The following is a 14674-nucleotide window of genomic DNA, read 5'->3' on the forward strand; positions in this document are numbered from 1 at the left end:
TTGCCGAAACTGAAGATATCACCAGAGACGGAATCATTGGTGGCTACGTACACGGAAACGAGCCGGCACACCATGTGGCCTATTTATATAATTGGACGGAACAACCCTGGAAAACACAGGAAAAAATCAGAACCATTTTAAAAATGCAGTACAAACCTACTCCGGACGGCCTGGGCGGAAATGATGACTGTGGTCAGATGAGTGCGTGGTTCATTTTTTCCTCTTTAGGGTTTTATCCGGTAGCTCCAGGGTCTAACGACTACGCCATCGGAAGTCCAAGCGTAAATTATGCCAAACTGAATTTAGAAAACGGAAAAACTTTTGAAATCAGAGTTCATAATCAAGTCGATAAAAATGTTTATGTTAAGAAATTGGTCTTAAACGGTAAAACATTAACCAAGTATTTTATCAACTATCAGGACATACTTAATGGTGGAATTTTAGAATTCACCATGAGTGATAAGCATCACTAAAAAATATAGCCCTGAAATTTCAGGGCTATATTTTTTTATTAGTTAAGTTCTTTCATTACGAAATCTTCCATAAACTTCGTCGTGTAGTTTCCGGCTACATAATCCGGATGATCCATCAACTGTCTGTGGAACGGAATCGTGGTTTTGATGCCTTCAATTACGAATTCATCCAAAGCACGTTTCATTTTTGAAATTGCTTCTTCACGGGTTTGTGCCGTCGTAATTAACTTAGCAATCATCGAATCATAATTTGGCGGGATGGTGTACCCGGCATATACGTGGGTGTCCAAACGAACCCCATGTCCACCCGGCGAGTGTAAAACCGTAATTTTACCCGGAGACGGACGGAAATCATTATAAGGATCTTCCGCATTGATACGACATTCGATAGAGTGTAATTGCGGCAAGTAGTTTTTACCGGAAATCGGCACACCTGCAGCTACCATAATCTGCTCACGGATCAAGTCATAATCAATAACCTGCTCTGTGATTGGATGCTCTACCTGAATACGCGTATTCATTTCCATGAAGTAGAAGTTTCTGTGCTTGTCCACCAAGAACTCCACCGTTCCAGCTCCTTCATATTTGATATATTCAGCCGCTTTTACAGCAGCCTCTCCCATCTTCTCACGTAACTCGTCGGTCATGAAAGGCGAAGGCGTTTCTTCTGTTAATTTTTGGTGACGACGTTGTACGGAACAGTCTCTTTCAGAAAGGTGACACGCTTTACCATAGGAATCCCCTACCACCTGAATCTCGATGTGACGAGGCTCTTCAATAAGTTTTTCCATGTACATTCCATCGTTTCCGAAAGCGGCTGCCGCTTCCATACGAGCACTTTCCCAAGCTTTTTCAAGCTCTTCCTCTTTCCAGATGGCACGCATTCCTTTACCACCACCACCGGCAGTAGCTTTCATCATCACTGGGTATCCGATTTCTTTAGCCACTTTTTTAGCTTGTTTGAAATCTTCCAAGATACCGTCAGATCCAGGTACACAAGGCACTCCGGCAGCTTTCATGGTTGCTTTAGCTGTTGCTTTGTCTCCCATTTTATCAATCATTTCAGGAGAAGCTCCAATAAATTTAATATTGTGCTCCTGGCAGATTCTGGAGAATTTAGCATTCTCAGAAAGAAAACCGTATCCTGGGTGAATCGCATCTGCATTGGTAATTTCTGCAGCAGCGATGATATTTGACATCTTTAAATAGGAAAGATTACTTGGTGCAGGTCCGATACAAACTGCTTCATCAGCAAACTTAACATGTAAGCTTTCCGCATCGGCAGTAGAATAAACCGCAACCGTTTTGATTCCCATTTCTTTACAGGTTCTGATAACACGAAGCGCGATCTCTCCCCTGTTTGCGATTAATATTTTTTTAAACATCCTTTTAAATTAGAAAATTAGACAATTTGGATTATTGGACAATTAGACTATCAGACCTGCGAGAAATCTAACAATCTAATGATCTAATGATCTAAGAATTAAGATGGATCTACTAAGAATAATGGCTGATCGAATTCTACCGGAGAAGCGTCATCCACTAAAACTTTAACGATTTTACCAGAAACTTCTGCTTCGATTTCGTTGAATAATTTCATTGCTTCGATAACACACACCACATCTCCTTTAGAAATTGTGCTGCCTACTTCAACGAAAGTTGGTTTGTCCGGAGATGGTTTTCTGTAGAAAGTACCAATCATTGGTGACTTGATAGTAATGTATTTTGAATTATCGTCTGCTGCTGGTGCTGCCGCTACTGGCGCTGCTGGTGCTGCTGACACTGGCGCTGCTGCTACTGGCGCTGCCATTTGTGGCATAGCTTGCATAGGCATTTGCTGAATGTAAGTTGTTTCAGCTGCTCCAGCTTCAGTGGTTTTAATGGTGATTTTAAAATCATCCATTTCTAATTTTACTTCTGTAGCACCTGATTTTGCTACAAATTTGATTAGGTTTTGAATTTCTCTGATATCCATACTATTCTAAATTTGGTTTTGTTGTTTATTGTTTGTTATAAGCCCATTTTAAGTAGATAGCTCCCCATGTGAAACCACCACCAAAGGCTGCAAAAATAATATTATCTCCTTTTTTAAGTTGATTTTCGAAATCACTTAACAACAATGGCAATGTTGCCGATGTGGTATTTCCGTAACGTTGAATGTTAATCAGCACTTTCTCCTCATCCAACTCCATTCGGTTAGCCGTCGCATCAATAATTCGCTTATTGGCCTGATGAGCCACTAGCCAATTCACATCCTCTTTGGTCAGATTATTGCGCTGCATGATTTTCTCACTAACGTCTGCCATTCCGGAAACTGCGTATTTGAATACGGTTTTTCCATCCTGGAACACATAATGTTGTTTGTTTTTAACCGTTTCTTCAGAAGCCGGCAAGATAGATCCGCCTGCGTCGATTTTAAGGAATTCTCTTCCGATACCGTCGCTTCTCAAGAACTCATCCTGAAAACCTAAACCTTCCGTGTTCGGTTCAAACAATACAGCTCCGGCGCCATCTCCAAAGATGATGCAGGTTGCTCTGTCGGTATAGTCGATAATGGAAGACATTTTGTCGGCGCCAATCAAAAGGACTTTTTTGTAACGTCCTGATTCGATATAGGCGGAAGCGGTAGACATTCCGTAAAGGAAACTTGAACATGCTGCATGAAGATCGTAAGCGAACGCATTTACGGCTCCGATTTGAGTGGCAACATACACTCCTGTGGCTGCAACCGGCATATCCGGGGTTGCTGTAGCCATAATTACCAAATCGATATCTTTTGGATCAATTCCTGATTTCCCGATTAAGTTTTGCGCTGCTTTTATCGCCATGAAAGAAGTACCCTGACCTTCTTCTTTTAGCATTCTTCTTTCTTTGATTCCAGTACGAGAGGTAATCCATTCGTCATTGGTATCCACCATCGTTTCCAGCACTTGGTTTGATAAAACAAAGTCCGGAACGTAGGCTCCCACTGCTGTAATAGCGGCTGTTATTTTATTCATAAAAGTTGTATTTTTCTTCCTGAAAAAAGTGATTTCAAAAAGTGGTGGAAATTACAAAAAAAATCCCAAACCTATATTCTTTTATCCCTACTTAATTTACTTTCAATAGGTTCAACAAAAAAAAACTCCCACACAGTGAGAGTTTTCTCTATTCATTTTTCGGATTAAGCCTCCGCTACTTGTTTGTCAATAACAACTTGACCTCTGTAATACATTTTACCTTCGTGCCAGTAAGCTCTGTGGTATAAATGTGCTTCTCCTGTTACAGGACATGTTGCAATTTGAGGAGTTGTCGCTTTATAGTGCGTTCTTCTCTTATCTCTTCTTGTTTTCGAGGTTTTTCTCTTAGGATGTGCCATCTTACTATATTATTTATCCGTTAATAGTTGTTTTAATTTATCCCAACGGGGATCATTATTTTCTTCTTCTTTATGATGCTCTTTTGGAGCCAGTTCATTCAGCTTTTCAATTGCTTCAGTTTTCAATGTCCCGTCTTTCACGCCGGGGTGAACACGCTTTGAAGGTACCGAAAGCACAATCATTTCATAGATATACTGTGCTACATCTACCTGAAATTCACCATGCGGCAAAATCAGCAGTTCATCATTTTCATTGTTGAAAGCATCCCCAAATTTCACAATTAAATTCAGCTTTCCTTTTATTGGCAAATCGAATTCCTCTCCGGTCAAATCACACGGGACATTAATTGTACCCTTGTGTTTAAATACAAGTTCCAGCATAGTGCTTTTCTTGTCCAAAACCAGATCTACCTTGATGTTGACGTCATTATATTCGTCAAATTCAAAGCCCTCAAAGAACTCCTTACCTATCTGATAATCAAACTGATGTTTCCCTAGCTTTAATCCCACAAACGGAATTAAAAAATCTTTCTGTATATTCATACCAACAGTTTTGAGCGTGCAAAGATATAAAATTATTGCAAATCCAAACGAGTTGTAAACATTTTTTTGTTTATAACTGTTTTTGCCTCAGTTTTAAGGGATTTTTAATCAACTCTTTATGTTCGTTTCGGTTATGAAACACATCCAGCGCCAGGTAAACCGCTTCCTTAAACGAATTAAAGTCAGCTTCCCCTTTTCCGGCTATTTCATAAGCAGTCCCATGATCCGGTGATGTACGTATTTTATCTAATCCGGCGGTATAATTAACCCCTTTCCCAAAAGACAATGTTTTAAACGGAATCAGCCCCTGATCATGATACGTTGCAATAACAGCATCGTATTTCTCATATTGTCCCGATCCAAAGAAACTGTCTGCCGAAAAAGGACCAAAAACCATCATCCCTTCATCGAAAAGTTTTTTCAGCGCCGGTTTAATCACCTCATCGTCTTCTTTACCAATTACACCATGATCTCCACAATGCGGATTTAAACCCAACACAGCAATTTTAGGTCTGGTGATTGCAAAATCTTCAATAAGTGCTTTATTGACCGTCTCCAATTTGGTTCTAATCAACGCTTCCGTCAGGTGCTTTGAAACTTCGTTTACTGGTACGTGATCTGTCAAAAGTCCGACACGTAAATTATCCTGAACCATCAACATTAACGCATTGCCTTCCAATTCCTGATTCAGATAATCCGTATGTCCCGGAAAATGAAATTCTTCCGATTGTATATTATACTTATTAATAGGTGCCGTTACCAAAACATCAACCAATCCATCTTTCAGCGCTTGGGTCGCGGCCGTAAACGACTTGATTGCATATTTGCCAACAGTTTCATCGTTCACACCAAATTGCAGATTCACGCCTTCGCGCCACACATTCAGCACATTGATCTTACCAAAGACCAATTGCTCCAACTTGTCTATTCCGTGCAGATTGGATTCCAAATTCAGTGTTTTCTTTAAAAACGAAAGAATTTTGACATTCCCGAAAATAACCGGCGTACAAAGCTCAAGCATCCGTGTATCTTCGAAAGTTTTCAAAATTACTTCGCTTCCGATACCGTTTAAGTCCCCGATAGAAATTCCTACAATTATATTTTCTGCTTTTTTAACCATGCTGACTAGTTATTTATTCCTAATTTTGGATGTGCAAATTTAGCAAATTTAATACTTATGTTTACAGGAATTATCGAAACTCTTGGAACGATTCAGGATATTCAGAAAGAAAACAACAATATTCACGTTACCGTTAACTCCTCAATTACCGGTGAATTGAAAATTGACCAGAGTGTTGCCCACAACGGCATCTGTCTGACGGTGGTCAATATCAGTCACGACGCATATATAGTTACAGCCATCAAAGAAACCATCGACAAAACAAATTTGGGCGATTGGAAAGTGGGCGACTCCGTAAATTTAGAACGTGCCATGAAATTGGGAGACCGACTGGACGGACATATCGTTCAGGGCCATGTAGATCAGACCGGAATCTGCAAAAACATAGAAAATGCAGGAGGAAGCATTTATTTTACCTTTGAATACGACAGCAGCCTTAACAATATAACCATCGAAAAAGGCTCCATAACCATAAATGGGGTTAGTCTGACAGTGGTGAATTCAAAGAAAAACGAATTCAGTGTAGCCATAATCCCTTACACTTTGGAACACACCAATTTTAAAAACTTTGAAATCGGCACAAAAATAAATCTTGAATTTGACGTTATCGGCAAATATGTAACCAGGTTACAGGAGTTAAGAAAATAAAATCCAAAAAAAAAGCTTCAATTTATTTTGAAGCTTTTTTTGTACGACTATTTTTCAAATAATAAAAGGCTAATCCTAATGCCCCTGCTAAAAGAACTGCTACACCAGTATCAATTGGCAGACCAGGCGGTGGTGTTGGTGGCGGTGGTGGCTCTGATTGGGAAAAGACCACTGGAACGTTAAATAAAACGACCGCAATTACTATTAACTTCTGTAGGCTATTTTTCATGGGTGTAAAAATATAAAAATTAACTTCCTAACAAAAAAATATTTAAATTTTTCTGTCAAATTTTAATATTCTGTTAAAATTGCGCCATATCGACACTACCAAACTTAATTTATAAGGTATTCAATTTTGTAAATCAACACCCTATTTGACGAAAGTAATAAGTTTTTTCAACAAAACAATAGTTTTTTATTAAAAATCTCATTTTTCTTCCTCTAAAAAAAATCCGACATTTAATACTAGACTAAAGCCTCGTCAAAAAGAACGCTTTAAATCCTTGTTACTCACCTGTTCCGCTTATATTTGATCAAATCTTACTTAAATAAAGGGTACAAACTAATATTTAAAGGATTTTCAGTTAACCAAAATAAGGTAAAAAAACAATTAATCAAAAAAAATCATCCCCTATATTTACTACTATTTGTGTTAGGACAAAAACGAAATTCATAGTAAAATAAAACTTTAATATAAGTATTAACCCATTTGGTGAATTCAATTTATATTTTTTAAACCGCATAGAAACATAGTTTTTTGTTGATTTTATCAGGTCGTCTTACTCAATTTCAGAAAATCAAACACACCAACGAGTATCGCTGATTCAAAGTTCAACAAACCTCTCAAAAAATATATACATTGAAGAAAATATAATTTTTTAAAAATTATATTTGCCTTTAAAAATGTAAATTATGAATTGTATAGATTTATTTTGTGGCTGTGGCGGAATGACACTTGGATTTAAATGGGCAGGATTTGAGTCTATCATAGCATCTGATATTGATGAAAATTGCGGAAAAACAATAGCGAGAAACTTCCCTGAAACTAATTTTATTTTAGGGGATATTTCAAATGTCAATAAAGATGATTTTGATAATTTACTAAATGGCAGAGAAGTTGACGTAATTACCGGAGGACCTCCTTGCCAAGGTTTTAGTTTAGCTAACAAAAACAGAAACAAAGTTGAAGACGACCCAAGAAACAAACTCTTTTATGAATATGTGAAGTTTATAAAATGGTATAATCCGAAAGCTTTTGTTATGGAGAATGTCAAAGGTTTGCTTTCTATGGAAAAAGGCAAAGTCATAAAGCTCATAAAAGAAGAATTTGAAAATGCCGGTATTGGTTATAATGTAGATTATAAAGTTTTAAAAGCTTCCGATTACGGTGTACCGCAGATAAGAGAACGCGTAATTTTAATAGGTTTTAGGAAAGATTTGAATTTATTTCCCGAGTTTCCGGAAAACAGTATTACAAATGAAGTGTCGGCCTGGGAAGCTATATCCGACTTACCTCAAATTGAAGCAGGTCAAGGACAAGACAATGTAAATTATGGGACAAAGCCTTCCAATGATTATCAGCAATTTATGAGAGAAAACTCTACAAGAGTTACAAATCATATTGCAATGAGACACACCCAAAGGCTAATTGACAGATTTAACGCTATTAAACCCGGCAAAAACCTGCTTGACGTTTGGGAAACACATGGTGCGGTAAAAAGAGGGAATCCTGAACAAAAATCCGAAATAAAATTCAGTCAGAATAATTTAAGATTAGTTGCTGATAAACCGGCACCAACTGTCGCAGCTTCCTTTCAAAGTAATTTTATTCATCCTTTTCTAAACAGAAATTTTACCGCAAGAGAAGGAGCAAGATTACAGTCATTCCCTGATGATTTTATATTTGAAGGCATGAGGACCAAAATGAGCTGGGAAATAGGTTTGAGCCAATACCAACAAATCGGTAATGCCGTGCCGCCTTTAATGGCAAAAGCGGTTGCTGACAAAATAAAAGGAATACTACTGAACGGCAACAGTAAAAAAGTTACGTGTGAGGAACAAGAATTGATTAACCATTAAAAAAATATTATGTTCAGCATCAAGGTTAGTGATCAATTATACAATCACTGTTTAAATCAGGTTAATAATTTTAATTTTGGGGCCCGATATACAGCAAATGGCAACCAAGAACAGCAACTTACGGGAATCATTGGCCAGAGTGTTGTTATGGACTTATTCGGATTAGGTTATGTTGATGGCGGAGATGGTTTTGATGATGGTGTGGATATTGTTTTTGAAAATAAGAAAATTGATGTAAAAACAATGGGAAGAACTACAGATGTCAGAAGAAGTTACACTAATAATTTTTTGAAACTGCAAGATTATTTCAATCCGGATATATATATTTTCTGCAGTTATAATAAGACAAAAAAAGAAGTGACTGTATGTGGTTGGATTGAAAAAGAAGATTTTACAAGTAAGAGAAAATATTTTCCAAAAGGCTCTACAAGGTACAGACAAGACGGTTCAAGTTTTCAAACTTTTGCTGATTTGTATGAAATAGATATCGTTGATTTAAATGATGCAAATTCAATTGAAGAATTAAAGGCTCAAATTAAAGGATAAATGAGCAAATTAAAAGATATTGTAAAGGCATACAATCTATTAGTAAAAGGCATAGAGCAAAAGGCAAATGAAGAAGAGAACAGAGCCTATGGCGGTGTAATCAGAGCAGGTAAAGGCTTGCTGGTTGAAAATATTACGAAGCATTTGTTAGAGATTGCCTGGGATGAATTAGGCGGTAAAAAAGAAAGAATTTCTTTTAATAAGACTACCAAAAAATTACCAATATTAAAGGAGTATGTTGAAAACATTGAGGACAAAGAAGTAAAAAAACATATTCTGAATAATATAGAGGATTACTATTACACTTTGAAAGCAGATGTTCATTGTAATATCGATGATGAATTGGTTTTAGCTGTTGAATGCAAAGCATATACAGAAAACGCCATGATTAAAAGAATACTCGTAGATTTCACATTAATGAAACACGGCTGGGAAAACCTCAACTGTTTTTTATTGCAATTAGAAAGTCAATTAGGTGGAGATTATTCGGATTTAGACAAAAAAACCATTTACGGAAGTAGTTCAACACATACCTTGTTTTCATATTTTGACGTAAAAATTGACATTATAACATTATTGGAAGGCGAAAGGAATGTAAATAAAGCCATCCATAATCCAAAATATTATAAAGAATTAAAAGAAGAGCATCTGAAAAAAGCAATAGATAAATTTAAAAAAGTACTGAAAAACTATTTATAACTTTTGCAATAACTTCAATTTGGTAAAAATGGTTTTTACTGTCAAATATAAAATGGATTTTTAAAACCGAATAAATCAAAGAAATTTCTCCCCAAAAAGAAAAAAGCCTTGTAAATCATATTACAAGGCTTAATTTTTTAACTTCTGTGGTCCCACCTGGGCTCGAACCAGGGACCACCTGATTATGAGTCAGGTGCTCTAACCAACTGAGCTATAGGACCGGTTTAGAGGTTGCAATATTACTATTATTTTTTTAATCCCACAAAAATTAATTGGGGATTTCTTGACATAATTCCACTAAAACACCATTTGTCCCCTTTGGATGAAGAAAAGCCACCAGCTTATTATCTGCCCCTTTTTTCGGCACCTCATTCAAAACCGTAAAGCCTTCCTGCTGTAAACGAGCGATTTCCGCAACGATATCTTCCACATCGAAAGCGATATGATGAATCCCTTCTCCCTTTTTTTCAATAAATTTAGCTATCGGACTTTCCGGATTGGTGGCTTCCAATAATTCTATTTTATTGGGACCGTTCATAAAAAAGGATGTTTTCACCCCTTCGCTTTCCACTTCTTCCTGTTTGTAAGCCGGCGCTCCGAACAGTTTTTCAAAAACCAGGTTGGACGTTTCCAGATCCTTAACCGCTATACCTATATGTTCTATTTTTCTCATGATCTTTTTATTGAGCCACAAAGTTCGCAAAGTTTTTACAATGTTCGCAGAAATTAAAACGGTTTTTCCAATAGCCCTGATGGCAGTGGCATCCTCGCAGCGCAGCGGAGAGATATAACGGACAGCAGGAAAATGGCTAGCAAAGAAGCCTAAAACTGTCGCTTCGAAAACCAAAAACTTTGAAACTGACACACTTTGAAACTTTTCAACTCAAAAAATCGTATTTTTGCAGCATGGAAACAAACAGACAAAAAAAGATAGGAACGCTTTTGCAAAAAGATTTGGTGGATATTTTACAGGGAGAAGTTCGTAAAAACGGGATCAGCAATCTGATTATTTCCGTATCTAAAGTAAATGTAACCTCGGATTTATCCGTTGCAAAAGTATATTTGAGCATTTTCCCGATTGACAAAGGTCCGGAACTTTTAGCAGCGATCCGAACCAACACCCCATTAATAAGACACGATTTGGCGCAGCGCGTGAAACAACAATTGCGACGTGTACCGAATCTGACTTTTTTCATCGATGACAGTTTAGATTATATCGAAAAAATCGACACCGCTTTAAAAGGGGAAGAAAACCCAATTGAAAACCGTGAGCTTTTAGCCAAGAGAAAGAAATCCTAAAATTTGAATTTTCCTTTTTACATAGCGCGTCGTTACACGATCAGTTTTAGTAAAAGCACTGCCATCAATATCATTACCGGCATTGCTGCACTTGGAATTATCGTGAGTTCTATGGCGCTCTTTGTAGTCCTGTCCGTGTTTAGCGGCCTTCGGGATTTCAGCCTTTCCTTTGCCAACGAAACAGATCCCGATTTAAAGGTTAACAACACCGTTGGAAAATCGATGCTGATTACTCCCGGGCAGGAAAACCAACTGAAGCACTCCAAAAACATTGCTTTTTACAGCAAAACCATTGAAGAACGCGTACTGTTCTCTTTCAACGAAAAACAGGAAGTGGCCTACTTAAAAGGTGTAGACGATGCCTTCAGAAAAACGACTCCGTTCGAAAAGAAAATCTATGCCGGTCAGTGGCTTAAACCAAACACCTCACAGGTAGTGATTGGATATGGGATTGCCAATAAGCTTTCGATGGGATTGTTTGACTTTAACAATATTTTTGAAGTCTTCGTTCCAAAACCCGGCAAAGGCGCCATTGAAAATCCGGAAGAAGCTTTTAACGAATCACCGTTAACCCCTGTAGGTATTTATGCCATTAACGATGATTTGGACAGAAAATACGTTTTTTCAGATTTGGGACTGGCGCAGGAATTACTGCAGTATCAGCCTAATCAGGTCACTTCGGTTGAAATAAAACTGAAACCATCGGCTTCGGAAGAGGAAACAACTGAAGAACTGCAAACCATCTTCAACAACAACGTAACGGTAAAAACGCGGGCGCAATTAAACGATAGTTTATACAAAATGCTCAACACCGAAAACATTGCGGTTTACCTCATCTTTACCTTGGTAATCATCGTTGCCTTATTCAATTTAGTCGGCGCTTTAATTATGATGATTTTGGATAAAAAAGCCAATCTGAAAACCCTTTTCAATTTAGGCGCTGAAATCCGTCACCTGAAAGCCGTATTTTTATTTCAGGGCAGCCTACTGACTGTTGTCGGCGGAATTATTGGGTTATCGCTGGGCATGGTTTTCGTTTTGTTGCAAAAAAAATATGCCCTGATCATGATTACGCCATCTATGGCCTACCCAATTCAGTTTGAAACCTTAAACGTAATCATTGTACTTGGAACCATAAGCATATTGGGACTGACCGCCTCCTGGATTGCTTCGAGCCGTGTGGGCAAAAGTCTGCTGGAATAATACGGTTTAAAAATAATTTTTATCTTTACTGTTCAAAAAAACCGAACGCCCATGATTGTTTTTGTCTAGTCCTTACTTATTCCCACAGCGATAATTAGGACATTTCTGCCTCATCCGGATTCATCATTCGGCTTTATTCATTCTATCCTAATATATCATGACAAATACATCAAGACATACTACTTTTTTAAAAATATTCAACACCTTAAAAACGGCCATTAAAGGCGATAACTCTTTCGACTACACCAGCGGAAGCATCAAAAAAGCCGTTATTCTTTTAGCCATTCCGATGGTTTTGGAAATGATGATGGAATCGGTTTTCGCTTTGGTCGATTTATACTTCGTCGGTCATTTAGAACACAGCAGTTTTGCCATACAAACGGTTGGTCTGACCGAATCCGTGATTACCATTATTTATTCACTGGCTATCGGAATAAGCATGGCAGCCACAGCTGTAGTAGCACGACGAGTAGGCGAAAAAGATCCGATTGCCGCAGCTAAATCAGGAATGCAGGCCATCATTATTGCTTTTGCAATCAACACTGTAATCAGCATTTTCGGATTCATTTATGCCAAAGATATTTTACTTCTTATGGGCGCCTCCGAGGAATCAGCCAGTTACGGCGTAAATTTTACCCGAATCATGATGGGCGGAAGTTTATGCATCATGCTTTTATTCCTGATTAACGGAATCTTTCGAGGAGCCGGAAATGCAGCCATTGCCATGCGCAGTTTATGGTTAGCCAACATCTGCAACATTATCCTGTGCCCGATTTTAATCAACGGATTGGGACCGATTCCTGCTTTCGGATTAATTGGCGCTGCGATGGCAACCACTACCGGAAGAAGCATTGGCGTATTATACCAGTTATATCATTTATTCAATGGAAAAGGTATTTTGAAAATCGTTCCTTCCTATTTTATTCCCGATTTTGAACAGATGAAACACATAGCCAAAATTGCCGCTCCGGGTGTTTTACAATTTGTAATCGCATCGTGCAGCTGGATTTTTTTAGCCCAATTGGTAGCTACTACCGGAGGCGATCACGGTTCGGCAGGATATCAGACCGCCTTGCGGATCATGATGTTTTTCATTCTTCCTGCCTGGGGATTAAGTAATGCCGCCGCAACTTTGGTGGGACAAAATTTGGGAGCCCAACAGGTTGAACGGGCCGAGAAATCTGTTTTCACCACGGCAAAATACAATACCATTTTCATGGCTACCATTATGGTCATCACCTTATTATTTGCGCAATACATCATTTCCTTTTTCTCAAATGATATAATGGTACAAAACATTGCTGTGGAAGCACTGCAAACCATGAGCCTGGGTTATGTTTTTTACGGTATCGGAATGGTATTGATCAATACATTCAACGGCGCCGGTGATACATGGACGCCTACATGGGTTAATTTTTTCGGATTCTGGCTGTTTCAGATTCCGCTCGCTTATGTTTTAGCGAAACATTTCAAAATGGGGCCAACCGGCGTTTTTATGGCGGTACCGATTGCTGAAACTGCAATTACATTGGCGAGTATTGTGCTTTACAAAAAAGGGAAATGGAAAAAAATACAGGTTTAGTTTAACCATATCAAATAAAAAAGTCCGCCTCGTTTGACAAGGCGGACTTTTTACTATTTCAATTATTTACTATACCATTTGATAATCCGAAAAGGCATCACGGATTTCATCAAAAATCTTAAAGAGTTCCTCTGCGTGATCATTGGTTACCAATCGTTGACGGTATTCCTTGAAATTGTGAATTCCTTTAAAATAGTTGGTGTAGTGACGACGCATTTCAACGATACCTACGCGCTCGCCTTTCCATTCCATAGCCCACGTCAGGTGATTTTGAGCCGCCTGGATACGGGCTTCCATATCGGGAGCAGGTAACAATTCTCCGGTTTTGAAGTAATGTTTGATTTCGTCGAAGATCCATGGATAGCCAATCGCGGCACGACCGATCATGATTCCGTCCAAACCGTATTTGTTTTTGTATTCCAATGCTTTTTCCGGCGAATCGATATCACCGTTTCCGAAAATTGGCATGGTGATACGCGGATTATTTTTCACCCTTTCGATGTGCGACCAATCCGAATGGCCCTTGTACATCTGGGCGCGTGTACGACCATGTATTGTCAGTGCTTGTACGCCAACATCCTGTAATCGTTCGGCTACCTCATCGATGTTGATGGAATCGTGGTCCCATCCCAAACGGGTTTTTACCGTCACCGGAAGATTTGTCCCTTTGATAACCGCTTTGGTTAAGCGCACCATCAGATCGACGTCTTTCAAAACGCCGGCTCCGGCACCTTTACAAACCACTTTTTTAACCGGGCATCCGAAATTGATATCCACCAAATCAGGCTGAACGGTGTCGACAATTTTGGCAGACATTTCCATGGCTTCTTCATCGCCTCCGAAAATCTGAATACCAACAGGACGCTCGTAGTCGAAAATATCCAATTTCTTTTTGCTTTTCATGGCATCACGAATCAACCCTTCACTGGAAATAAATTCAGAGTACATCAAATCGGCGCCGTGCTGCTTGCACAAACGACGAAACGGTGGGTCACTCACGTCTTCCATAGGCGCGAGTAACAAAGGGAAATCGGGTAATTCTATGTTGCCAATCTTAACCATCTTCTTCATTTTGGCGCAAAATTACTAAAGATTTTCTATAATCAGTTATTAATTATAAAACC

Annotated in this window: 17 protein-coding genes and 1 tRNA gene; 8 read left to right on the forward strand and 10 right to left on the reverse strand. The window is 38.5% G+C overall.

The genetic code is table 11. The features are described from left to right. On the forward strand, positions 1 to 473 hold a 473-nt coding region (locus VLB74_RS05615; RefSeq protein WP_325202477.1), incomplete at its 5' end, for a glycoside hydrolase domain-containing protein. 38 nt (positions 474 to 511) lie between these two features. On the opposite strand, the gene accC is transcribed toward VLB74_RS05615, so the two are convergent. The 6 genes from accC to pdxA form a co-directional block, all read right to left on the reverse strand. Beyond that, complete coding sequence (gene accC, locus VLB74_RS05620) at positions 512 to 1858, reverse strand: acetyl-CoA carboxylase biotin carboxylase subunit (RefSeq protein WP_325202478.1); 1347 nt, start codon at positions 1856 to 1858, stop codon at positions 512 to 514. A 98-nt stretch (positions 1859 to 1956) separates the two neighbouring features. After that, positions 1957 to 2448: an acetyl-CoA carboxylase biotin carboxyl carrier protein gene (accB, locus tag VLB74_RS05625; RefSeq protein ID WP_325202479.1), complete on the reverse strand. Its 492-nt coding sequence runs from the start codon at positions 2446 to 2448 to the stop codon at positions 1957 to 1959. Between the two features lie 25 nt (positions 2449 to 2473). After that, a complete protein-coding gene (locus tag VLB74_RS05630) occupies positions 2474 to 3472 on the reverse strand; it encodes a beta-ketoacyl-ACP synthase III (RefSeq protein WP_325202480.1) in 999 nt (332 codons plus the stop codon). A gap of 164 nt (positions 3473 to 3636) precedes the next feature. Next, positions 3637 to 3831 carry a 50S ribosomal protein L32 gene (gene rpmF / locus VLB74_RS05635; protein WP_081694205.1) on the reverse strand — a complete coding sequence of 65 codons (195 nt, stop codon included), beginning with the start codon at positions 3829 to 3831 and terminating at the stop codon, positions 3637 to 3639. Positions 3832 to 3840: 9 nt separating this feature from the next. After that, positions 3841 to 4374 carry a YceD family protein gene (locus VLB74_RS05640; RefSeq protein ID WP_325202481.1) on the reverse strand — a complete coding sequence of 178 codons (534 nt, stop codon included), beginning with the start codon at positions 4372 to 4374 and terminating at the stop codon, positions 3841 to 3843. A gap of 70 nt (positions 4375 to 4444) precedes the next feature. After that, complete coding sequence (gene pdxA, locus VLB74_RS05645; protein WP_325202482.1) at positions 4445 to 5494, reverse strand: 4-hydroxythreonine-4-phosphate dehydrogenase PdxA; 1050 nt, start codon at positions 5492 to 5494, stop codon at positions 4445 to 4447. Between the two features lie 57 nt (positions 5495 to 5551). Between pdxA and VLB74_RS05650 the strand changes: the two genes are divergently transcribed. After that, entirely contained in the window at positions 5552 to 6142 is a 591-nt protein-coding gene (locus VLB74_RS05650) for a riboflavin synthase (protein ID WP_325202483.1), read from the forward strand. Between the two features lie 22 nt (positions 6143 to 6164). Here VLB74_RS05650 and VLB74_RS05655 read toward each other — a convergent pair whose 3' ends face one another. Beyond that, a complete protein-coding gene (locus tag VLB74_RS05655; RefSeq protein WP_325202484.1) occupies positions 6165 to 6371 on the reverse strand; it encodes a hypothetical protein in 207 nt (68 codons plus the stop codon). A 683-nt stretch (positions 6372 to 7054) separates the two neighbouring features. On the opposite strand from VLB74_RS05655, the gene VLB74_RS05660 reads away from it, so the two are divergent. The 3 genes from VLB74_RS05660 to VLB74_RS05670 are packed head-to-tail and all read left to right on the forward strand — an operon-like array spanning position 7055 to position 9466. Further along, entirely contained in the window at positions 7055 to 8221 is a 1167-nt protein-coding gene (locus tag VLB74_RS05660) for a DNA cytosine methyltransferase (protein ID WP_325202485.1), read from the forward strand. Positions 8222 to 8230: 9 nt separating this feature from the next. Next, positions 8231 to 8767 (forward strand): hypothetical protein, encoded by a 537-nt coding sequence (locus VLB74_RS05665; protein WP_325202486.1) that lies wholly within the window; start codon positions 8231 to 8233, stop codon positions 8765 to 8767. Then, complete coding sequence (locus VLB74_RS05670) at positions 8768 to 9466, forward strand: hypothetical protein (RefSeq protein ID WP_325202487.1); 699 nt, start codon at positions 8768 to 8770, stop codon at positions 9464 to 9466. It abuts the gene before it with no gap. Between the two features lie 147 nt (positions 9467 to 9613). Here the strand turns inward: VLB74_RS05670 and VLB74_RS05675 are convergent. Both VLB74_RS05675 and mce read right to left on the reverse strand, forming a co-directional pair. Next, a tRNA-Ile gene (locus VLB74_RS05675) sits at positions 9614 to 9687 on the reverse strand. Between the two features lie 47 nt (positions 9688 to 9734). Continuing rightward, on the reverse strand, positions 9735 to 10139 hold the full coding sequence (mce, locus tag VLB74_RS05680) for a methylmalonyl-CoA epimerase (RefSeq protein ID WP_325202488.1): 405 nt from the start codon (positions 10137 to 10139) through the stop codon (positions 9735 to 9737). Positions 10140 to 10372: 233 nt separating this feature from the next. Between mce and rbfA the strand changes: the two genes are divergently transcribed. The 3 genes from rbfA (at position 10373) to VLB74_RS05695 (ending at position 13550) form a co-directional block, all read left to right on the forward strand. Continuing rightward, positions 10373 to 10765: a 30S ribosome-binding factor RbfA gene (rbfA, locus tag VLB74_RS05685; RefSeq protein ID WP_325202489.1), complete on the forward strand. Its 393-nt coding sequence runs from the start codon at positions 10373 to 10375 to the stop codon at positions 10763 to 10765. 3 nt (positions 10766 to 10768) lie between these two features. Beyond that, positions 10769 to 11968, forward strand: a complete 1200-nt coding sequence (locus VLB74_RS05690; protein ID WP_325202490.1) for an ABC transporter permease — start codon at positions 10769 to 10771, stop codon at positions 11966 to 11968. 157 nt (positions 11969 to 12125) lie between these two features. Continuing rightward, positions 12126 to 13550 carry an MATE family efflux transporter gene (locus tag VLB74_RS05695; protein ID WP_325202491.1) on the forward strand — a complete coding sequence of 475 codons (1425 nt, stop codon included), beginning with the start codon at positions 12126 to 12128 and terminating at the stop codon, positions 13548 to 13550. A gap of 69 nt (positions 13551 to 13619) precedes the next feature. Here the strand turns inward: VLB74_RS05695 and dusB are convergent, their stop codons facing one another. Continuing rightward, on the reverse strand, positions 13620 to 14612 hold the full coding sequence (dusB, locus tag VLB74_RS05700; RefSeq protein WP_325202492.1) for a tRNA dihydrouridine synthase DusB: 993 nt from the start codon (positions 14610 to 14612) through the stop codon (positions 13620 to 13622). Positions 14613 to 14674 lie beyond the last annotated feature (62 nt).

Origin of the sequence: Flavobacterium sp., from assembly GCF_035456225.1 — a bacterium.
Taxonomy (GTDB): Bacteria; Bacteroidota; Bacteroidia; order Flavobacteriales; family Flavobacteriaceae; genus Flavobacterium.